We start from the raw sequence: 22,853 nt of genomic DNA on the forward strand, positions 1-22,853 counted from the left end.
GTAATAAGGTCTGGACGACCTCATTATATTAGTCATTTATTAGATATTTACAATATTGCAAAAAATCATGGAAGTCCAAATCATACAACTGCAAACTCTATCCGGCATATTATTGAAACATTAACATATTTTCAAAATATACTGGCTTCAACTGATGATGTTAACAATTATATAGAAACCAATTTCTCCAATGATAAAAATTTGCATACAGCAATACATGATTTATCTCACGGGGCTTAGAGAAGCGAACAGTCGCCAATTCATCCTGACCGCTATGTTAATATCTGCAAAGCAATAATAGACCATATTGAAAAAAAATATAAAGGGCAAATAGACTATTGTAAAACAATCTGTGATAATCAGATTCTTGGTGAAAATTATAATTAAACTTTCCTGTAAAGCAGATTATATGCCGGGAGAATGTACAAAAAGACTAAAAATTAGTTGCGCAAGAGATATTATATAATGGAAATATTAACTGCTGTTGAAGTTGGCAAGAAATTGAATATCCCGATATCATTGCTATATTATTTGATGAATACAGGAAAAATATCCTTGCCTGACAAAAAATCAGCTGTACTACTATTTGGACGGCTCAAGTTAACAAATAACTACGGCAAAAAGCGGAGGTTTTATGAAGAATTTCTCTAAAGAATCATTGAATATTACCAAAGAAAAATTAAACGAGTTTAAACAATTATTCCCTGAAGTTTTCAGCGAAGGCAAAGTCGATTTCGAACGACTCAAATTAATTCTCGGCAAAAATGCATCAATTTCCGACGAAAGATATGTTTTGAACTGGGAAAACAAAAGAGAAGCGTTTACTGCCATACAAACTACTACGACAAAAACTCTGGGCTTTGCCCCGGAAGAATCTGTTAAACCCGATTCTACAGAAAATGTATTTATAGAAGGAGAAAACCTGGAAGTATTAAAAATACTCCAAAAGTCGTACTTCGGCAAAATTAAAATGATATACATAGACCCGCCCTACAATACAGGTAGTGATAATTTTATATATCCCGACAAATTTTCAGAAACCAAAGAAGAATACCTCAAAAAAATAAAAGAAAAAGACGAAGAAGGATACTTACTTAAAGAAGGATTATTTCACAAGAATTCCAAAGAAAACGGACAGTTTCACAGCAACTGGCTTAACATGATGTATCCAAGATTATTTTTAGCCAAAAACCTTCTTAAAGACGACGGCGTAATTTTTATATCAATAGATGACAATGAGGTTCACAATCTAAGACTTCTGATGAACGAAATCTTTGGGGAAGAGAATTTTGTTTCAGAAATTACATGTCAAAAAAAGACTGGACATTGGCATGTAGAAGCAATTAATACAATTACAGAACACATCATAGTATATTGCAAAAACAAAAGTAAAAAAAACGAATTGATGAGTTTTTCAAAAAATCCTCACAACTTAGAAAAATATTTAGAAAGATATAAATATAAAGATGAATACATCTCAACAAGAGGAGCTTATTATACAGGCGAGCTGAGCATACATAATGATTCTCCTCGAAGAAATTTTGCTATAGAGTGTCCTGACGGAACTTTAACATATCCAAATGGAAGAAAAGAAAAAATACAAGAAGGCTGGAGCTGGGCATGGAATGAGAAAAGAGTTGAATGGGCGCGAAAAAATAATTTCCTTGAATTTAAAAAATCAAGTAACACAGAAAGCGGCTGGGATGTATGTTATAAAAACTATCTTAACGTAAACAGTAGAGGGAATTCTGTTGAAAGGGGATATTCACACAAAAATTTAATAGCATTAAATGCTAACGACACATATGCTATGAAAGAATTGTTTGGTACTGCCATATTTAACCACTCAAAATCTGTTAAACTATTGAAAACTATAATTTCCTTTATAAAATTTTCATCAAGCGACATTGTCCTAGATTTTTTCGCCGGCTCAAGCACAACGGCGCAGGCTGTTATGGAATTAAATAAAGAAGACAACGGGAACAGAAAATTTATATGCGTTCAATTACCAGAAAAAACGAAAGAAAACTCTGAGGCATTTAAAGCCGGATATAAGACAATAGCCGAAATATCTAAAGAACGAATAAGAAGAGCCGCTAAAAAGATTGAAGCCGAAGTTAAAAAAGAATCATCTGCCACATCTTTCCCTCAAGAGGAACAGATAAAAGAATGTATGGATTTAGGATTTAAAGCTTATAAATTGAAAGAATCCAATTTTAAAATCTGGCGCTGCGATACAATTTCCGACGAAAGAGAATTGGAAAACCTCGCCGACCTGTTTGAAGATCCTTTAAAAGAAGGAGCGGAAGCAGAAAACGTACTCTTGGAACTGCTTTTAAAGTTTGGGTATGATCTCAATGTTAAAACAGAAATCATGGAAGTAGACGAAGCTAAAATTTATGCCGTAAATAACAACGAGCTCATAGTTTGTTTAGAAAAGATATCAAATACAATAATTTCAAAAATATTAGAAATCAAACCATCAAGCTGTTTTATGCTGGACAGCTTGTTTAAGGGGCAGGACAGTTTTAAAACAAACGTCGTGTTACAGCTGCAAGATGCAGAAATTAATTTAAAAGTGGTGTAAATATGAAGCTACATTTTGACAAAAACCAACAATATCAAAAAGATGCTGTAGAAGCCGTAACAGAAATATTTAAAGGACAGCGTATAAATAAAGGAGCCAAGAATAATATTACTTTATCGGAAGAAAAAATTTTAAAAAATATCCAAGAGATACAGAAAAACAATAATCCGAATGATGATGAATATCAAAAACTGGAAGGACTAAACTTTACTGTTGAAATGGAAACAGGGACAGGAAAAACTTATGTTTATCTGCGGACAATTTACGAACTCAATAAACAATATGGTTTTAAAAAATTTGTAATAGTCGTACCGAGCATTGCCATAAAAGAAGGCGTTATTAAAAATCTAGAAATAACACGCGAACACTTTCAGGGATTATACGACAACACGCCTGTAACCTTTCAGACTTATGACTCCTCAGCGGTCTCCATCATGCGCGAGTTTGCTGACAGCAATAATATACAAATATTAATTATAAACATAGATTCTTTCGCAAAAGATAAAAATATTATAAACCGTCCCAATGATAAATTAGCAGGTAAAAAGCCTATAGAATTTATACAAAGCGTAAATCCGATAGTTATAATTGACGAGCCGCAAAACATGGAAACGACCGCACGAAAAACAGCTATTGAGACACTAAAGCCAGCCTGCACTTTAAGATATTCCGCCACGCACAAAAACTTCTATAATCTGGTTTACAGCTTAAACCCTGTTGAAGCGTACAAACGCAGACTTGTAAAACAAATAGAAGTAGATTCTGTAACAACAGAAAATAATCATAACAATGCGTTCATAGAACTTCTGAGGTTTGAACAAAATAAAAACAGCATTTTGGCAAAAGTGCAAATAGAGTGTAGAACTGCTACAGGAGTTAAGCCTAAAGCTGTAATTATAGGAGCAGATGAAAAATATAACTTGTTTAAACTGTCCGGAGAAAGAGAAATTTACAGAGATAATTTTATACCGATAAATATAAACGCATCTGAAAAATTTGTTGAGTTTAGAAACGGGAGAAAAATATATTTAGGACAAAACAACAGCCAGATAAGAGATGAAATAATGAAAATGCAAATAGAACGCACTATTTTAGAACATTTGTCTAAAGAAAAGCGTTTTAAAGATCAAAACAAAAAAGCTAAAGTTTTGTCTCTGTTTTTTATAGATAAAGTATCAAATTACAGGTCTTACGATGAGAACGGCAATCCCGTTGCGGGTAAAATATCCGAATGGTTCGAAGAAATTTACACTAAAATAATTAAGAATAATAAGGATTATGACGGAATTATACCTTTTGAAGTTAAAAAAATTCACAATGGATATTTTGCAAAGGATAAAAAGCGTAGATTCAAGGATTCCTCAGGTGAAGACAAAGACGACAATGATGCTTATCATTTAATCATGAAAGATAAAGAAAAACTTTTAGATATAAATGAGCCATTGAGATTTATATTTAGCCATTCTGCGTTAAGAGAAGGCTGGGATAATCCTAATGTATTTCAAATATGCAAGTTGAATGAATCACACTCCGAAATGAAAAAGAGGCAGGAAATAGGACGCGGACTGCGGCTTCCCGTAAACGCTCAAGGCAATAGAATTCATGATAAAGATATCAACATACTCACAGTTATATCTAATGAGGCTTACGCTGATTTTGCAAAAAGCCTTCAAAAAGAATTTGAAAAAGACTGCGGGATCGAGTTCGACGGAGGGATAAAAAATAAAAGAGATAGAAAGGAAATAACTTTAAAGAAAGGATTTGACCTTGACGCAAAATTTAAAGAGCTTTGGGATAAAATTAAACACAAAACTACATACAGAGCAAATTATGAGACCGAACAAGTTGTGTCCAAAGCGGGCAAAGCTTTAGAAGAGATTAAAGATGAAATAGAAGCCCCCGCAATAAGACGGAAGAAAGCCGGCATAAAGGTAACAGAAGAAGGGGTATCAACAGTTTTAGTCGCTGATAAACTCAGCATTATACAGGGCAGCTTTGAAGTGCCAAATATTATTGATTATATACAAAACAAGCTCAATGCCAAACTGACAAGAAAGACCATATGTGAAATAGTAAAACGTTCGGGCAGAATGGCAGATATTTTGAAAAACCCGCAAATGTTTTTAGACATTGCTGTCAACAAAATAAATAATGTAATAAATAAACTTATGATAGAAGGTATCAAATACGAAAAAACAGGAGGACAGGAATGGCAGATGCAGTGTTTTAAGAATATGGAAACATATATTGACAATCTCTATACTGTTAAAAACCAAAATAAAACAATAACAGACAGTATTGTTATTGATTCCCATGTGGAAGAAAAATTTGCCGAAGACTGCGACAGCAGTGAAAATATAGATTTCTTTATCAAATTGCCTGCCTGGTTTAAAATAATGACGCCGCTGGGTACATATAACCCTGATTGGGCATTGATATACAAAGATGATAATAAAAGAACATATCTTGTGGTTGAAACTAAATCTACATTAGATCAAGACAAACTCAGACCAGAGGAAAAGCTCAAAATAAAATGCGGCAAAGCTCATTTTAAAGAATTTGCAGACGTACAGTTTGAACATGTCACTAAAGTTGAAGATATCTTACCTAAGTTACAATATAAATGAAGACTTCAAAAGGTTGGGAAATAAAAAATTACCAAGATTTTAATAATAAAAAACCTTTAGATAATAAAGTACTAAACGATTCTAATCCTGTCAAAATAAATCTTTAACGGCAAAAACGGAAATATCTGGCGGAGAGAGAGGGATTTGAACCCCCGATAGAGTTTCCCCTATAATAGTTTTCAAGACTACCGCCTTAAACCGCTCGGCCATCTCTCCAGTTATCACTTAATTATTTATATATATCAAAACTATACGGCACCGCCTCGAAACTTCTATGTAAAATCCGCGATATTTCATAATTTGCCGATGAGCCGTAATTTTACGCTATTACCGCGTTTTATCCAACAATACAGCCAAAACAATTTGTCAAAGGATAATCAAAATTTTATTCAAGAACTTTCAGAAGCTGCTTTTTAAAAATATTCAAAATATTTTTTAAATTTCTCCGGAAGAAACTCGCTCTTTTTGGCACCTTCTTGAATTTTTTTCAGGGTCTCGTCAGACAACCTTTCCGCCATATTATATTCCTTACTTGAAACACGTATCATAATTTCTGGCGCTGATACTTCAATGGCTTTCTGATAAAAAATGAATGATTGATGTTTTATTTTCGGATGGTCACCTATATTTAAGATACAAGCCTTGTCTGCTCTTACAAGACTACGCAGCGTCGTCATGTTTACCGCTAAAACACTATTATCAACATCTGGATCGGATACTACAAAATACAAGTGATTTTTTTCTTCGCCAAACCAAAAAGCTATCCCTTTATGTCAAAAGGTCACCCTTGTAAATCATCTTTACACTTTCTGTACGCATTCTCATTTGAGATTATCTCTTTTATCTCATCCTCGCTTTTGCCCAAAGACAAAAGTATCTCTTTTTTCTCTACTTCTACGGAAGAATTCTCTTTTTTTTCACCAACCTCTTTCCATTCGCGAAAATTATGATGAATCTCGTTAACCAAAAATTTCCAATCTTTAGAATGATATTCTTTATCTACCTCGTCTAGTATCTCTATTTCCGCTTTGCTCAGTTCGTCATAAGAACAACTTTCTTTAACTATAGAACATAAATCATAACCATTTTCCTCAAAACAGCTGTTCCATCTAGCTTGAGATGACCCACCCGCTTTTTGAGTTATAAAGCTATAAAGCCCGCTGAGTACCATTCCATGCTTCATTGCGCAATAAGTATCTTCAGAAATCGCGAAATCCCATCTGCGCAGGCACTCTCTATCGGCAATATAGAGAATCTTCAACAGCTTGGTATAATTTAAAGTAAAATTATATTTTTGCAGAATATAATTCACTATTTGAATGATTTTTTCCAAATTCATCGGCGCACTCGCTTTTCATTTGTAATACTTATGTATGTGTTATGGTATTATAACATAAAATCTAACATAACTCTCACGAGATTATAAATGATATAGTTCGTAGAACTTCAATAGTTATGCAATTGCGCTTTAACTACTTATAGACTACTTCGACGGATTTTCGCTCTTTTGCAATGCTCTAACCCTTTCCTTCTCTTGTCTCAATTAGAAAGAAACTTTCTTATTTTTTCCCCAATTTTGGTAAGAGAGAAGGAGAATCTTTGCCAGACTGTCAGCGCCACTAATCTGAACTCCAGATAGAAAAATTCTTCGTTTCTTCATTTTAAGCTTAAAATGGTATATAATATGCTACTCAAGAGGAAAAGCACATAAATGAAAAAAATGCTATTGGTAGTTCTAACGATAACAACACTATTCGGCTGCAATAAAGGAAATGCAGATAAAAAGCCTAAACTTTTGGTAAATAAGCCTAAACATTTGGTAAATATTGATTTGCTGGGCGGTTACCTGCACGATTACCGCAATAGTCTAAAAAAATACGTTGAACATGGCGATACTATTCCATATCCAGGAATACCCCGCTGGAACAATGGCTACGAATACGCCGGCGGCTGGGAAACAGCTGACGGAGAAACTTTCAATTTCGCCAAAGCACAATCTTCCGATTCGACAGAAGGAACAAAAATAAGAAAAGAGCTTACTATTCGTCCAAAAATCCGATTCGACAAAGACCAGGCAAACAATATAGAAAATTCTCTGAATGCCATCTTTAAAAAAAACAGAGACATTAAAAATTTAAAAAGTAAAATTAACGAATTAGCTGCTCTGCTGGATAATGCAAAACGCGATTTAACAGACAACTCTACAAAATTCATAAAAACCGCCATTAATCTCCAAGAAGCACGCATCAACTCTAATAAAGACGCTATCATCACGCTTAACAATAAATCAAAAGAAATTGACAAATTAATTGCCGAAATGAGAAGATATTTTAAGCCGAATCCATACATCGCGGACGACTATTTACATCAATATTTTGTCAAATCAGAAATACCTGCATCTCTGATAAATACGATGAAAAAAATAGAAAATCATGCTCTAGACGAAAAATATGAAGAGGCTGTCAATAAGTGCAATACTGACAATCAGCAGAATATCTTACCCGGCGATGATATTCAAATCCAAAAGCGCGCAGAAAAAAAAGTTTTTGAAATATTCCGTGAAAATTTTTCTGAGCAGATAAAACTAGCAGAAGAAAGAATAAGAAAGAAAGCATATAGGGAGTATTTTCCATCTAGCGATGAGATTCGAAAGCGCGCGGAAGAAAAAGTTCTTAAATTGAACCTTAAGTCTAACGCTGATTTTCAAGAAGTGCTAAAATGCGAAATAAAACACAAAAAAATAAAGTTGAACGCAAAGCGTTGCTCTGCTTGTAAAGATGCCGCTCTCTCTTTAAAAAACAGTCAAGCTTACGCTTTAGACAAGGAATACAAAGAACTTGCAGTTTCAATGCCCAAAAATAATAATTTTTCACTTAACGCATTAAGTCTGGACTCTTATAGTATAATTAAAGCCATAAATCTCCTTGAAGCCTTGAGCAAAGACAATGACAATGACGAATACAAAACAAGCTATGGTTTTTCCGATATTATAAAGCAAGACGACAAGCTAAACAATCAAACGCCGCTAGGAAAACTATTGCATGAAACATATAAAAAAGAAAAAGAAAATCGTAAAAAAGAAGCGCTTGACGAAATGCAAAATATAATAAAAGCTTACGGACTAAAAGAGCTGGAAGCCAAAAATTTTAAAATGGATATTGTTATTGACCTGCGCAGGCAGGCGGAAGATCTTGAATTACAATCTACCCAAACAATTGCTCTGCTTCCCTCCATAGCATTAAAAAATGAGGCAGCCGTCCGCAGAACCATCGCGGATACAATTGAAAAGCAGATTTCAGATTCAGGAATAAACTTAGAAGAAAATTCAGCAGGTGACAAAGAAGCAGAGGCAACAGGAATAATAGAAATGATAAATGAAAGACGGGAAATTTATGGATTAAAAGCTCTAAAAGACAAATTAAAACCCGCGAGAAAATCTCTTTTAGGCACTTTCCAAAACATTTACCAAAAAATTGTAGATATTGAAACAAAAAAAGCAATGGAAAGTTTCAAATCGCAAGCTGATGTTATTGAAAACATTAAAAGCGACATCAAGAAATTAAACAGTATTCCAAAGACTTACCGTGAACGTGACCAATACAATCCAGATAATTACAAAAAAATTATTAAAAAAATAGAAAGCGATATCAAGAAATTAAATTTCGCCGACGCAATCAAAGGTATCGAAGAGATTAAAAACGGTATTGGCAAATCAAAGTCAGAAATCGACGATATCGTTACCGCTGCTAAACTATTCGAACAAGAAGAAGATATTAAGTCGCAAATTGATATCGTTGAAAAAATCAATAGTAATAACCCTAAATTAAATGATAAAATCAACAATTCTGTTAATTACAACAAAAAAATTATCGTAGATGGCGTTGCTCAACTATTTAAACAAGTAGAAAACCTTAAACGACAAAATTCTAAAATTCAAAAGGTAAAGTACAGTATCAATGAATTAAAGTCTAAAGTTGATATCTCTGCAGAATCATCTCTTCCAAATAATTACAAAGAAAGCATTGAAAAGATCAGCAGCGATATCAATAAAATATTTTTCTGGAATGCAGCTGAAAGCATCAAACAATACGCCAGCAAAATCAACAAACTTATTAAAGAACCTCTTTTTTCAACTCGCGAAAATGGATATGGCGAAATATCCAAACTATCTGATTACAAAAAAATTATCGGAGATGACGTCGCTCAACTATTTAAACAAGCAGAAAATCTTAAATCGCAAGCCAACGCTATTAAAAAAATCAAAAGCGATATCAAGAAATTAAAGCTATCCGCTCCAGACGCTGATAAAAAAAGTATTGAAAATATCATAAGCAACATCAAGGAATTAAAGCTATCCGCTGGCTTTAAAAATATCGACAACACTCTCAACGAATTAAAAAACGCAACTGATAATTCCGCTAATTACAAAGAAATCGTCGGAGAAGCCGTCGAGAAATCTATGGAGCTACTTATCCTGGATAATTACAAAAAAACTATGGAAAGACTTAGCAGAAGTTTTAATAAACTCGGCGAAAAACCCATTATTGAATTAAAAGAATTAGCAAAAGACCTTGAATCAGAAATTGATGATATTATAAAATCTAAAGAACTTTTAACTCCATCAGGTCATATCTTTGCCAATGAATTAAAAGAAAATTTTCAATCGCAAGCCAACGCTAATAAAAATATCGATAAATCAAAGTTAAAGACTAAGTCCCAAGGGACCCTTGCTTACGTACAAAAAACGCAAGAAAGTCTTCAATTGCAAGCTGATACTATCGAAAACATCAAAAAAAATATCGATAAATTAAAGCCTAAAACCGACGTCTCTATTAGTCTAGAAAAACTAGAAGAAGAATTCTTCAATATTAAAAAGATCAAAAGCGATATCAATGGTCTAAAGTTCAGAGCAGCGAGAGATACCGCTATTGACATACGCAAAAAAGCAGAAAACTTGCTGCAAGAAGCCACCACAAAAACTGATTTAAAATCCGCTGCAAAGCTAAGGATTAAGGCAAACGCTCTAATAAACACCGCAAACAAAATAGAAATAGAGGGAAATCTCAGATATCCCATAGAAGAGGTAAATGAGAATATAGAGTACATAGCAGAAGAAAAAAGGAAAGAAAGACAAAAAATTTATGCATTAGATCAGCTGTCAGCACAGGAAAAAGATGACAGGCAACATCTCTTACAAAGCTATAATTATTACGAAAACATTAAAGATGCGGTTTTGGGATATCAAGCAAACATTAAAAAACTTGTAGAAGAATTTAATTTGCTGAAAGGAGACTTTCGCAAAAATTACGGAGATTTTCCTTCGCCTTTTTAAGCTTCACTTAAAAGAAAATCAAAGTAATTGACACAATTAGATAATATAAGAAAAGTCTATCGCAGAAATTTTGTAACAGGTTTTTTCCTTTTTGCGCAAAAAGGATTGTTTTCAGCTTTATATACGGTAGATTATGTAATAGGATAAAAATATCTAATTAACATTTTGATGAGCAACGCTCATTAAAAGCTTAATTCTATTGATTTGATTTACTTCACTCGCTCCCGGATCATAGTCAACAGAGATAATATTTATGTCGCTATATCGCCGTTTGAGTTCTTTCATAACGCCTTTTCCCGTAATATGATTTGGCAGGCATCCGAAAGGTTGCACGCAGATAATATTTTTTACACCGTCCTCTATAAGTTCCAGCATTTCCGCGGTCAGCAACCAGCCCTCGCCGGTTTGATTGCACACCGAAATAATATCGGAAGCTTTATGCGCTAAATCTTTTGTGGTTTGATATGAATAAAAATGGTTGCTTTTTTTCAGCACTTTTCTTATAACGGAACGAAGCCTCTCTATATAACTGCTCGCAACAAATGATATAATTCTGTTTTTAAAACTTCCGGCAAGATACTTGTGCTTGTATATGTCGTCAAGCATACAATAATTTATAAAATCCGTCATATCGGGAACTACTACTTCCGCTTCTTCTTTTTCTAAAGCTGAAACCAAATTATTGTTCGCGTAAGGATGAAATTTAACTAAAATTTCCCCAACGACACCGACGCGCGGCTTTTTTACTTTTTTGACAGCTATGCCGTCAAAATCTCCGATAATTTTTTTTACGGTTTTTTTGAAATCAAAATACAGCGTTTTTCCTATCCTGTCGGAAAGTCTCATAAGCCACGCTTCAACTAAAGCATCCGTTTGTCCTGAATAAACTTCATAAGGACGCATGCGGTTCGACAGCCTCATAAGCAAGTCGCCGTAAAGAAGCACAAGCAGAGCGTCTTTCAGCATTGAAAAAGAAATCCCCAGAGATTTGTTAAGCGAAGAATCCGTAACACTTAAAGAAATCACCGGTACATTTTTAAAGCCTGCCTTTTCAGCAGCTTTTCTTAAAAAACCTGCATAATTTGTAGCTCTGCAACCGCCACCCGTCTGAGAAATTATCAATGCGGTCTTATTTATATCGTATCTGCCTGATTTTAAAGCATTTATGAGCTGTCCCACAACGACTATCGTAGGATAACACGCATCATTGTTTACATATTTCAATCCTTCCTCGATATCGGCTTTGCTAACTTCAGGCAAAACTTCCAATTTTATTCCGTACTTGCGCATAATAGAACCCGCAAGACGAAAATGCACGGGCGACATTTGAGGACACAAAATAGTATAAGAATTTCTCATATCTTTCGTAAATTCCGAAAATTTTGAGAACTTCGTTCTTTCAAAAATATTATCTTTAAATTTTAGTCCTTTTCTTTCTTTTATAGAGGCAAGTAGCGAACGTATTCGTATCTTTGTCGCTCCCAGATTAGAACCCTCGTCTATCTTTAAAACCGTATAAATTTTACCCGACTTGGAGAGAATTTCCTCCGTTTGTTCAGTTGTAATCGCATCCAGTCCGCAGCCGAAAGAATTGAGCTGCACAAGCTCTAGATTCTCTATTCTTGTAGCAAGATTTGCAGCGCGGTAGAGACGGGAATGATACATCCACTGATCGGCAAAATTAATTTTCGGAAGCGGTCCTGACAAATGCGCCACCGAATCTTCGCTTAAAACTATCATTCCGTACGACGCAATTAAATCCGCAACGCCGTGATTTATCGCGGGGTCAATATGATACGGCCTTCCTGCAAGAATAACCGCAAGGCAGAAAAGGCTGAAGAAACTTTACCCCTTTTTCTTCCAAAACGCTCATATTTAAACGTATAACCTCAGGATAGCTTCCCACTATGGGGCAATTATAATGATTGGCAACATCTTTAAACTCTTCTATTTCATAAGGTATACACGGATAAAAAATTGTTTTAACGCCTTTCTCAACCAGATTTTCTATATGTCCGTGAACCATTTTTGCAGGAAAACATACGGTTTGCGACGAAATGGTGTCGAGACCGCTGTTAAATAAAGCGTTTGACGACTGGTCGGATAGAACCACCCTAAAGCCGAGTTTTGTAAAAAGGGCAAACCAGAAAGGATAATTTTCGTACATATTTAAAACGCGCGGTATGCCGATTTCGCCGCGCGGCGCTTTTTCCAAAGGAAGCGGTTTATAGCAATCAAAAAGCCGTTTATATTTATAATCAAACATATTAAAAGCGAAACTCTGCGATTTTTTATTCTGTAAAACGTTTTCGCATCTGTTGCCGGAAATAAAGGTTTTGCCATTGGGAAAAACAGTGATATTTAGCAGACACCTATTTTCACAGCCTTTACAATGCGTATTTCTCATCTTACAGGCAAATCCTGAAAGTTTTTCTTCAGATATAAGCGAAGTTGAAGCTTTCTTATTTTGCAGGGCGATAATTGCAGATCCAAAAGCCCCCATAAGACCTGCAATGTCGGGACGGAGAACTTTTGATTTCAAAAGAATTTCAGCCGCGCGTAAAACGCCGTCATTAAAAAACGTGCCGCCCTGAACGACAATATGTTCTCCAAGTTCTTCGGGACTGCTTATTTTTATAACTTTATATAAAACATTTTTTATGACAGAATAATCCAGACCTGCGGAAATATCCGCCGCGCTTGCGCCCTCCTTCTGCACCTGTTTTATCTTAGAGTTCATAAAGACCGTGCATCTGGAACCTAAATCTGCAGGTTTTCCTGCAAACAGCGACAGCCGGGCAAAATCTTGTACTGTATAATTCAACGACTGTGCAAAATTCTGTATAAAAGATCCGCACCCTGAAGAGCAGGCTTCGTTTAAAACTATTTTATCTATAAGACCGTTTTTAACATATATGCACTTCATATCCTGTCCGCCTATATCCAAAATAAAAGACACTTTAGGATTAAAATGATGCGCAGCCTTATAGTGGACTATCGTTTCAACCTCTCCTTGATCAAAATTAAGAGCGGCTTTGATTAACGCTTCGCCGTAACCGGTAATACACGCGCCTGCTATCCGAACGTTACTAGGAAGTTTTGCATAGATATCTTTTAAAACGTTTACTACGGACGGCAGAGGATTTCCGCCGTTTGAGCCGTAACAAGAGTATGCTATCGCTTTATTTTTGTTTATCAAAACCGCTTTGGTAGTCGTAGATCCCGCGTCGACTCCTAAAAATAAATCCCCTTCGGCATCTCTAAGTTCAATTTTCGCGGCAGACGTTTTGCCGTGCCGTCGCATAAATGTTTCATAGTCTTTTTCGTTTGCAAACAGAGGAGAGAGAAGTTCCGACGCGGTACGCAAAGGTTTGCTTTTTATGTTTTTAAATCTTTCTTTCAGCTCATTTAATGTAGTTTTGTCGCCTTTGCTCAATAAAGCCGCTCCAAAAGACACGAAGAAATGAGCGTTGTCAGGAAAAAATACGTTTGCAGACTTCAACTTTAATGATTTAATAAAACAATTTCGTAGTTCGGACAAAAAGAAAAGCGGTCCGCCAAGGAAGCACACGTTTCCTTTAATAGTGCGTCCTCTTGCTAAACCGCCTATGGTCTGATTGACAACCGCCTGTAAAATACTTGCCGCTATATCTTCTTTTGCTGCACCTTCATTTAAAAGCGGCATAATGTCAGTTTTCGCAAAAACGCCGCACCTTGCGGCTATAGGATAAATTGTTTTATGGTTTTTTGAAAGTTCGTTTATGCCCGCAGCGTCGGTTTTAAGCGTTTGCGCCATCTGATCTATAAAAGCACCTGTGCCGCCCGCACAAGTTTCGTTCATTCTCTGATCTGCCGAAGTGCCGTCAAAAAACGTAATTTTTGCATCTTCACCGCCAAGTTCTATCGCGACATCAACTTTAGGAAGAAAAGTTTTTATGGCTTTTGTGCAAGCTATAACTTCCTGTTCAAAGCTTATATCTGATCTTTGCGCCAAATCCGTCGCTCCGGAACCCGTAGCGCAAACGACAATATCTGAAGCTTTTAATTCTTCCGGGACGTCATCTATTAAATCGACAACGGTATTTAACAAATCCGACCGATGTCTTTTATAGTTACAGTAAACAGGCTTGTTATCCTTGTCAAGTATTGAAAGTTTAACAGTCGTAGAACCTATATCGAGTCCTGACTTGAACACTTTGTGTTCCACTTAATTCTCCCGTTTATAAAATACGTCCAGTTATATAAGGATCAACAGATAAAAATTTGAAACAATACTTTTAGTATGCTATGCTATCAAAATTAAGTTGTTTGGTAAAGCAATGAATAATATAATTAAGATTGACAGAAGAAAGTAAATTTGTTACTGCACGCTTGGTCTCAAATAATCTGAACATCAGAACATCGGGCAGTTAGCTCAGCTGGAAGAGCATTTCCCTTACAAGGAAGAGGTCGCAGGTTCAAGTCCTGCACTGCCCACCATCAATAACCACAGCTCCTTTTCTTTCTCACGAAAGAGAGAGTTGTTGTTTTTTAGTCCGTTAGAGGTATCGTCCCGCTTTCAGTATTAAAACCAATCGCATCTTCACAACGCGGACTACTCCGTTAGAGGACTCCTTACCTTACCTTACCTTACCTTACCTTACCTTACCTTACCTTACCTTACCTTTCTTCTCTTTCGGAAGAGGCAAAATCGCATAAACAGCTATAATACCGCTTAAAACTACAATGCTTAAAAATGCGCGCGTATATTGAAACCACAAGGACTAAATGATAAAATAATTATTCGTTATGGCAAAACTCACAATAAAAAAATACGGGAACCCTGTCCTAAGAAAAAAAGCAGAAGCAGTCATAGAAATCAACGGCGACATAAAAAAACTTGCTTCCGATATGCTTGAAACTATGTATTCCGCTCCGGGTGTAGGTCTTGCCGCCCCGCAAGTCGGCATTTTACTCAGACTTTGCGTCATTGACGTGGATCCAAATAAAAAATCTCCCGTAGTTGCGATAAATCCTGAAATAATTTCAGGTGAAAATAAAATAACCGCTGAAGAGGGATGTCTGTCTTTACCGGGTTTTTACGAAAACGTAAAGCGTTTCGAAAAGATTGCTGTCAGCTATACCGATTTAAACGACGAGAGGCAAAAAATAACAGCGCAAGGATTTTTTGCCAAAGTCGTACAGCACGAGATAGACCATTTAGATGCAAAACTTTTTATAGATTATCTCCCGGATTGGAAAAGAAAATCTATTGAAAAAAAAATAAAAAGAAAGAAAAAAGCAGGCGATTGGTGAGAATATTATTTTTTGGCACAGCTCTCATCTCAAAAATTTATCTTGAAGAATTATATAAAAACCGTCATGAAATTTTCGCCGTAACGACATCGGACAAACGTGCTTTGAGAGGTCAAAAACTTACCTTTCCCGCAGTAAAAGTTTACGCCGCAAAAAATAACATAAGCTTTATACAACCTGAAAAATTTACGCCTGCCGTTATTGAAGCAATAAAAAATTTCGACGCAGACGTGGGAATCGCCGTAGCTTACGGCAGACTCATTCCAAAAACTGTTTTTGAGATTCCAAAGTACAGAACTTTTAACATACATTTTTCGCTCCTTCCAAAATACAGAGGAGCCGCTCCTGTCCAATACGCTTTGTATAAAGGGGAAACTGAAACAGGCATATCTTCCTTTTATATTGACGAAGGACTCGATACCGGCGGTATAATAATACAGGAAAAGCTCAATATAGACACAAAAGATAACGCGGAAACTCTGTTTAATAAGCTCATCCCTTTAGGCATAGACGTCATGAATAAAACTCTCGGGCTTTTTCAAAACGGAAAATACGGCGCAGCGTCTCAAACTGGATATCCAAGTTTCGCCCCGTCTCTCAAAAAGGAGACGGGCTTGGTCGATTGGAATAAAAGCGTAAGCGAGATATACAACCAGTTCAGAGGTTTATACCTCTGGCCGGGAATATATTCAATAGTTTCTCAGGGCAAACTTGCGGGTAGAAGAATCAAATTTACAGAGATAAAAGTGTTTGACAGCAGCTCGATAAATAAAGATTGCGGCATTGTATGTTCAACAGAAAAAAACAAGGGGTTTACGGTATCATGCGCCATCGGCAGAATTCTGGTTTTAAAAGTACAGCCTGAGAATAAACCTGTCATGCTTGCCTGGGATTTTATTCAAGGCAAACAGCTTTCAACAGGCGATCGTTTTTAAATTATGATATAATTAGAAACAGAATTTAAAGTATATTATGACGTAATAACTGTAAACATTACCGCTTATTACTCATCTGCAATGACAAAAATCTTGATATACCGTTGCGGGACGATATATCTGCCGCGTCAGCTTAATTCTCCAACAACACAGATTATTATGACGTCAGTGGCAGGCATCAATAACAAACAAGGAGAATTCTGCTGTGGCAATTGAAATCAATGAAAGCAATTTTGAACGAGAAGTATTATCATCGGACAACCCGGTGCTGGTTGATTTTTGGGCGCCTTGGTGCAATCCTTGCAAGATGCTTTCCCCTATCATTGAAGAACTTGCCGACGAATATGACGGCAGGGTAAAAATAGGCAAAATAAATACAGATGAAAATACATCTTTATCGGCAAAATTTCAAATTACGTCAATTCCATGCCTAATTTTATTTAAAAACGGCACAACAGTACACAAAATAGACGGATTCAGATCTAAAAACGATATTAAAAAAATTATTGACAATACGCTGTTATGATCAACTCATAAAAAAATATTTCATTTGCGATTACAAAGGATAAAGCGGAATTTTTACCACAAGATAATACACCTAACAGAATTTTAACTCAAAAAGAGATATTTAAAGTTTTCCTGTCCCATATTATATACAGCAATATAAAATAAACAAGAAGAAAAAAACGCGGTTTTGCCGGTTATCGTATCAGCTCACCGGACAGCATTCAAAAATAACTATGCTGAAAATGAACGCAATAAGAAAAAGCGGCGCTATTTTTATATTAAGAGCGAGCGGGCGCGAAGATATCTTCAACAAGCCTTTTCCCTAAATTACCTAACAATATTTTTAGGCGGCAAACAGAAAGATTCAAAAGAAAACAAGAGAAAAGTACGATTATATCAAAGTACCGCAATCAATATTGAATTCGACTTTAGATACAGCAAGCATAGGCGGGAGAAATTCATTAGAAATCCGCAAATATGCGTAAAGAATAATTTTATAGAAAAAATTAAAGCTGCAACTCAACAGGATATCGATAAAAATATAAAGAGTTTAGCACGTTTAACATTGATTGCTAAAAAAGAATGAAAAAGGACACTAAAGGTCGGTTGTCGTTCCTGCTTTCATTGCCGCGGAATCCAGAAATCCAGCTTTAAACGGCTAAAAACAAAGGCAAATGGCATACTTTTTGAGAAGTAAAAGTACATCTACACAATGCGTTTTAAATAATCAAAAAATAAACTTTACAGAGATAATACGGCAAAAACTCAGCAGAAAACAGATAAATGATCGGTTCTTAAAAGACTGCGCTTTCTGATAGAGATTGAGAAAAGAGATTCATTGCGGAGTTCTAAGCCACCACGCGGCGGAGACAACTGATAGCAGAAAAGATGCCCGACAGAGAAACCCCCGCACAATCTGCGGTAACCATTAATCAGTTGCTGCCCGCAGAGTCTGTATATGCGCGCTGTGCGCGGTGGCTCCGGTATTCGTGATTCTGCGGTACAAAAGCAGGACGAAAAGTCTTGAGTTAAGAGAGAGGAATCAGAAGAACTCTTGAAATCACAGCAGAAATCAAATACGGCTAAAGCGCAGAATGGCAAGTTAAAAAAAGCGTGGAAATTCACAAAGAAACTTTTCGGATACCTCAAATTTTGGAAACTCTGCAGTAAGAGTTCGTCGGCGTAAAATAAAGGAGAATCAAGATGAGTATGAACACGGCTGAAATACTGCAAGAAATAATAGGAATACTGCAGGAAGCGATATCCAAATGATATATGACGTTATCATTATCGGCGGCGGACCTGCGGGGTTGTCAGCAGCAATTTACGCTTCAAGGGCAAGACTGAAAACACTGCTTATAGAAAAAAACGGTTGCGGCGGACAAATGACAACAATCTGTTCGCTTGAAAACTATCCGGGTTTTAATGGAGGAATCGACGGTTTTGAGCTTGCCAGAAAATTTGAGAACCAGTCAAAAGATTTTGGCGCGGAAATAATCTACGACGAAGCGGCGCGCATTGAATACGGATTGGCAAAAAAAGTAATTACTGCAAATTGCACATACGAAACCAAAACCGTTATTATTGCTGCGGGAACGCACGCAAAAAAAATGAATATACGCGGAGAGGAGAAGTTCCTAGGCAGAGGCGTATCCTTTTGCGCCACCTGCGACGCTCCTTTTTACAAAGACAAAAATGTATTGGTTGTCGGCGGCGGAGATTCCGCAATTGAGGAAGCCGTTTACATATCAAAGTTCGCAAAAAACGTAACTATTGCTCACAGAAGAGATAAGTTAAGGGCTACAAAAATTCTACAGGAAAGAATGAGACTGCATCCGAATATTTCAGTGATATACAATACTGTCCCAAAAGAAATTTCCGGAAGAGATTTCCCTGAAAAAATAACAATGACAAATATAAAGACAAACGAAAACAAAGATTTGAAAGTTGACGGCATTTTCGTCTTTATAGGCTTAATTCCAAACACTGCGTTTCTTTCAGGTCTTGCGCTTGACGAAGCGGGATACGTTATAACAGACGAAAACATGAATACTTCTGTCGCCGGTATTTTTGCCTGCGGGGATATAAGGAAAAAACAGCTGAGACAGGTTGTAACAGCCGTATCAGACGGCGCTCAGTCGGCTATAAGCGCACAGCATTACATAGAAAATCTATGAAAAAATTTTTCATTATAGACGGAAATATGTACATTCACAGAGCATACCATGCTCTGCCGCCGCTTTCTACTTCAAATAACCTACAGGTCAACGCAGTTTACGGTTTTATAAAGCTGCTGCTTAAAATCAAAAATAACTTTAAACCGGACTATATCGCAGTCTGCTTTGATTACCCGTCAAAAAATTTCAGACATGAAATATTTAAAGATTATAAAGCAAACAGAAAACCGCTCGACGAAGCGCTTATAAACCAGATGCCCATCGCAAGAGAAGCCGCAAAAACTTTAAACATTGCAGAAATAGAAATAAAAGGCTATGAAGCCGACGATTTAATTGCTACAATAGCCAGCAACAATAAGAAAAGCGGAGTACAGACTATTGCCGTAACGGGCGACAAAGACATTCTGCAGCTAACTGAAGACGAAAACGTCTTAATATGGAACGATTCCAAAGACATTATGTATGACGCTAAGAAAGTTGAAGAAAAATACGGCGTCATGCCTAAACAGCTTATCGACGTTTTTGCTTTAATGGGAGACGTTATCGACAATATACCCGGCGTAAAAGGCATAGGCGAGAAAACCGCAATAAAACTCATAAAAAAGTTTGGGACTCTTGAAAGTATTCTGCAAAATGCGGATTCCATAGAGGGAAATACGGGGAAATTGCTCAGGCAAGGCAAAGAGAAAGCACTGCTCAGCAGAAGCTTAGTAGAATTGAATAGACATGCCCCTTTAGAATACAAACTCGAAGAGTTTGAAAATAAAGATATGGACGCGGGTAAAGCCATTCCCTTTTTTGAAAAATACGAGTTCAACAGCCTGCTGGCAAAATATTCCGGAAATAATCAAGAAATTCAACCGACTCTCATTGCGAATGAAACGCAGCGCAATGAAGAATTTAAAACTAATAGTTTTACGACAGACAAACTGAGTTTTGAAATAGTAAACACCAAAGAAAGAGCTGCGGAAGTCGCAAAGGTAATAGAACAAGCGGAGATTCTCGCACTAAAGACAATAAGCTCCACAACCGACCCTTTAAAAACAAAAATTGTAGGCATATCGTTGTGCGTTGAAAGCAAAGCTTTCTATTTTCCAATCGGACACAACGATTTGACCTCACGGCAAATAACTTTTGAAGAATTTAAAAACATTTTTACTCCGTTGTTTTCTTCAGATAAAATAAAGAAAATAGGACATGACCTGAAACAGGAAAGAAATATTTACAGGATGTCCGAAACCAAAATAAACAATATATATTTTGACGTAATGTTGGCATCGTATTGTTTAAATCCCGCAAAATCACACAATATGACCGACATCTCAAAAGAGTATCTAAACTTTACGGCAGAGGAGGAGAATCGCGCTGCGAAAGGAGCAAAAAAGTTTGCGGTTGCTGATTCCTCAATAGAAAACAGCGCAAAATACGCAAACTCGATTTCCGCCGCGATATTTGCGATATACAAAATATTTGATTTTCAGATAAAAGAAAAAAAACTTTCGCCGCTTTTCTTTAATACGGAGATGCCTTTAGTCGAAGTTCTTTCCGAAATGGAAATTTCAGGCATAAAAGTCGACATGTCTTTTATGCGCAATTTCAACGAAAAAATTGTTTCCGAACTCAAGGAAATTGAAAATACCATATACAAAATTGCAGACAGAGAATTCAACATCAATTCGCCGAAACAGCTTTCTTCCATCATGTTTGAAAGACTTAATCTGCCGGCGATCAAAAAGACTAAAACAGGTTACTCCACCGATGAAGAAGTATTGTCCGAACTCTCCTCCCACGAATTTCCTGCCGAAGTATTAAAATACAGAGAGCTCCAAAAATTAAAAAGCACTTATATAGACCCAATAACAAATTACTGCTCTTATTACAACGACAGAATTCACACCGTTTTCAACCAAGCTGTAACAACTACGGGAAGATTATCGTCGACAGAACCGAATCTGCAGAATATCCCAATAAAATCCGCCTATGGAAAGGAGTTCAGGAAAGCGTTTGTGCCAGAAGACAATAAGATTTTTATATCTGCAGATTATTCCCAGATTGATTTAAGAGTTCTAGCACATATTTCAGAAGACGCAAAATTTATTGAAGCTTTTAAAAGCGGCGCGGACATACACAGCGCAACAGCAAGGGAAATCTTTAATATACCAAGAAGCGAACCTGTACCTGACAATTTAAGAAGCGCGGCAAAATCCATAAATTTCGGCATAGTTTACGGCATGTCGCCTTTTGGGCTTTCAAAACAGCTAAATATCCCGTTCGGAAAAGCAAAAGAATATATCGACGGATATTTCAAAAGATACAGCGGAGTAAAATTGTGGATGAAACAGATTGTCAAACAGGCTTCGGAAGACGGATACGTGCGCACGATCACCGGAAGAATAAGATATATCCCCGAACTGTATTCCGCAAACATTCAAACGAGAAACGCAGGAGAGAGAATAGCTTTAAACACTCCGGTGCAGGGAAGCTCCGCAGACATAATAAAAACCGCGATGATAAATATATATAACGAAATTAAACTTAAAGGATACAAATCTTTAATTCTTCTGCAGATTCACGATGATCTGCTTTTTGAAGTTCCAGATGAAGAAACTGAAAACATGATTTCAATCATAAAAGATAAAATGGAAAATTCCTTGCCCTTAAGCATTCCCATATCCGTTGATATTAAAACCGGCAGAAATTGGGGAGAAATGAAAAAAATATGATAATAGGTCTGACAGGAGGGATCGCCACAGGAAAAAGCGAAAGCGTCAAACACTTTAAAGCGCTCGGCGCCCATACTATAGACGCAGACGCAATATCGCGCGAACTCACATCCAAAGGCACGCCGGTCTTAAACGAACTTGTAAAAAGTTTTGGAAGCGGCATTCTGCGTTCCGACGGAAGCCTAAACAGAAAAAAATTGGCGGATATAATTTTTTCGGACAAAAAAGCAAAATTCAGCGTTGAAAAAATTCTTCACACTCATATAATTTCGCACATAAGCAAAATAATTTCGCACAATGCAAACAAACATAATATAGTAATTGATGCGCCGCTCCTTTTTGAGGTCGGATTAAACAAAATGTGCGATAAAATAGTCGTCGTGTGGATTCCGTCAAACATTCAGGTAAAACGTCTGACTCTGCGTGATAAATTAAATGCGGATCAGATAAAGCAGAGAATTGATTCCCAGATGCCGATAGAAAAAAAAGTTGAACTTGCGGATTTCGTAATAGACAATTCCGGCTCTAAAAAGGATTTGAAAAAAAGTATAAAAGATTTATATAAATTATTGACATCAAAACAAAAATAATATAAAATTCTTTTCAATCCGCATAGATATTTTCAAACCAAACAAAATAATCCGAACAAAATAACAAGTCAACCAGGCAA

General features: G+C 36.3%; 15 protein-coding genes and 2 tRNA genes. 12 read left to right on the forward strand and 5 right to left on the reverse strand.

What is annotated here, in order from left to right; genetic code table 11:
- Positions 1-465 precede the first annotated feature (465 nt).
- Genes LE179_RS02070 through LE179_RS02080 form a run of 3 tightly spaced genes read left to right on the forward strand, consistent with a single transcriptional unit; the run spans position 466 to position 5,214 of the window.
- On the forward strand, positions 466-651 hold the full coding sequence (locus LE179_RS02070) for a hypothetical protein (protein ID WP_374128716.1): 186 nt from the start codon (positions 466-468) through the stop codon (positions 649-651).
- Positions 635-2,587, forward strand: coding sequence for a site-specific DNA-methyltransferase (locus tag LE179_RS02075; RefSeq protein ID WP_374128717.1), 1,953 nt, complete (start codon positions 635-637; stop codon positions 2,585-2,587). The genes LE179_RS02070 and LE179_RS02075 overlap by 17 nt, the downstream gene beginning before the upstream one ends.
- A gap of 2 nt (positions 2,588-2,589) precedes the next feature.
- Positions 2,590-5,214: a DEAD/DEAH box helicase family protein gene (locus LE179_RS02080; RefSeq protein WP_374128718.1), complete on the forward strand. Its 2,625-nt coding sequence runs from the start codon at positions 2,590-2,592 to the stop codon at positions 5,212-5,214.
- A 126-nt stretch (positions 5,215-5,340) separates the two neighbouring features.
- Here the strand turns inward: LE179_RS02080 and LE179_RS02085 are convergent.
- The 3 genes from LE179_RS02085 to LE179_RS02095 all read right to left on the reverse strand — a co-directional run bounded on the left by LE179_RS02085 (position 5,341) and on the right by LE179_RS02095 (position 6,553).
- A tRNA-Ser gene (locus LE179_RS02085) sits at positions 5,341-5,430 on the reverse strand.
- Positions 5,431-5,627: 197 nt separating this feature from the next.
- The gene (locus LE179_RS02090) at positions 5,628-5,945 is read right to left on the reverse strand and encodes a hypothetical protein (RefSeq protein WP_374128719.1); all 318 of its coding nucleotides are present in this window, start codon (positions 5,943-5,945) and stop codon (positions 5,628-5,630) included.
- 50 nt (positions 5,946-5,995) lie between these two features.
- A complete protein-coding gene (locus LE179_RS02095; protein ID WP_374128720.1) occupies positions 5,996-6,553 on the reverse strand; it encodes a Panacea domain-containing protein in 558 nt (185 codons plus the stop codon).
- 372 nt (positions 6,554-6,925) lie between these two features.
- On the opposite strand from LE179_RS02095, the gene LE179_RS02100 reads away from it, so the two are divergent.
- Positions 6,926-10,546 (forward strand): hypothetical protein, encoded by a 3,621-nt coding sequence (locus LE179_RS02100; protein ID WP_374128721.1) that lies wholly within the window; start codon positions 6,926-6,928, stop codon positions 10,544-10,546.
- 153 nt (positions 10,547-10,699) lie between these two features.
- Here LE179_RS02100 and LE179_RS02105 read toward each other — a convergent pair whose 3' ends face one another.
- Both LE179_RS02105 and LE179_RS02110 read right to left on the reverse strand, forming a co-directional pair.
- Positions 10,700-12,286: a hypothetical protein gene (locus LE179_RS02105; protein ID WP_374128722.1), complete on the reverse strand. Its 1,587-nt coding sequence runs from the start codon at positions 12,284-12,286 to the stop codon at positions 10,700-10,702.
- Positions 12,287-12,332: 46 nt separating this feature from the next.
- On the reverse strand, positions 12,333-14,753 hold the full coding sequence (locus LE179_RS02110) for an acyl-CoA dehydratase activase (protein ID WP_374128723.1): 2,421 nt from the start codon (positions 14,751-14,753) through the stop codon (positions 12,333-12,335).
- Between the two features lie 196 nt (positions 14,754-14,949).
- On the opposite strand from LE179_RS02110, the gene LE179_RS02115 reads away from it, so the two are divergent.
- The 8 genes from LE179_RS02115 (at position 14,950) to coaE (ending at position 22,773) form a co-directional block, all read left to right on the forward strand.
- Positions 14,950-15,025 (forward strand) — tRNA-Val (locus tag LE179_RS02115).
- Between the two features lie 309 nt (positions 15,026-15,334).
- On the forward strand, positions 15,335-15,841 hold the full coding sequence (def, locus tag LE179_RS02120; protein ID WP_374128724.1) for a peptide deformylase: 507 nt from the start codon (positions 15,335-15,337) through the stop codon (positions 15,839-15,841).
- Positions 15,838-16,776: a methionyl-tRNA formyltransferase gene (gene fmt, locus LE179_RS02125; RefSeq protein ID WP_374128725.1), complete on the forward strand. Its 939-nt coding sequence runs from the start codon at positions 15,838-15,840 to the stop codon at positions 16,774-16,776. Before def ends, fmt begins: the two co-directional genes overlap by 4 nt.
- 205 nt (positions 16,777-16,981) lie before the next feature.
- The gene (gene trxA, locus LE179_RS02130; protein WP_374128726.1) at positions 16,982-17,302 is read left to right on the forward strand and encodes a thioredoxin; all 321 of its coding nucleotides are present in this window, start codon (positions 16,982-16,984) and stop codon (positions 17,300-17,302) included.
- A 168-nt stretch (positions 17,303-17,470) separates the two neighbouring features.
- On the forward strand, positions 17,471-17,869 hold the full coding sequence (locus tag LE179_RS02135; protein WP_374128727.1) for a hypothetical protein: 399 nt from the start codon (positions 17,471-17,473) through the stop codon (positions 17,867-17,869).
- Between the two features lie 682 nt (positions 17,870-18,551).
- A complete protein-coding gene (gene trxB / locus LE179_RS02140; protein WP_374128728.1) occupies positions 18,552-19,460 on the forward strand; it encodes a thioredoxin-disulfide reductase in 909 nt (302 codons plus the stop codon).
- Positions 19,457-22,183 carry a DNA polymerase I gene (gene polA, locus LE179_RS02145; RefSeq protein ID WP_374128729.1) on the forward strand — a complete coding sequence of 909 codons (2,727 nt, stop codon included), beginning with the start codon at positions 19,457-19,459 and terminating at the stop codon, positions 22,181-22,183. The genes trxB and polA overlap by 4 nt, the downstream gene beginning before the upstream one ends.
- Positions 22,180-22,773: a dephospho-CoA kinase gene (coaE, locus tag LE179_RS02150; protein ID WP_374128730.1), complete on the forward strand. Its 594-nt coding sequence runs from the start codon at positions 22,180-22,182 to the stop codon at positions 22,771-22,773. Before polA ends, coaE begins: the two co-directional genes overlap by 4 nt.
- Positions 22,774-22,853: the final 80 nt, after the last annotated feature.

The sequence above is a fragment of the Candidatus Endomicrobiellum agilis genome, assembly GCF_020328115.1.
In the GTDB taxonomy this organism is placed as follows: domain Bacteria; phylum Elusimicrobiota; class Endomicrobiia; order Endomicrobiales; family Endomicrobiaceae; genus Endomicrobiellum; species Endomicrobiellum agilis.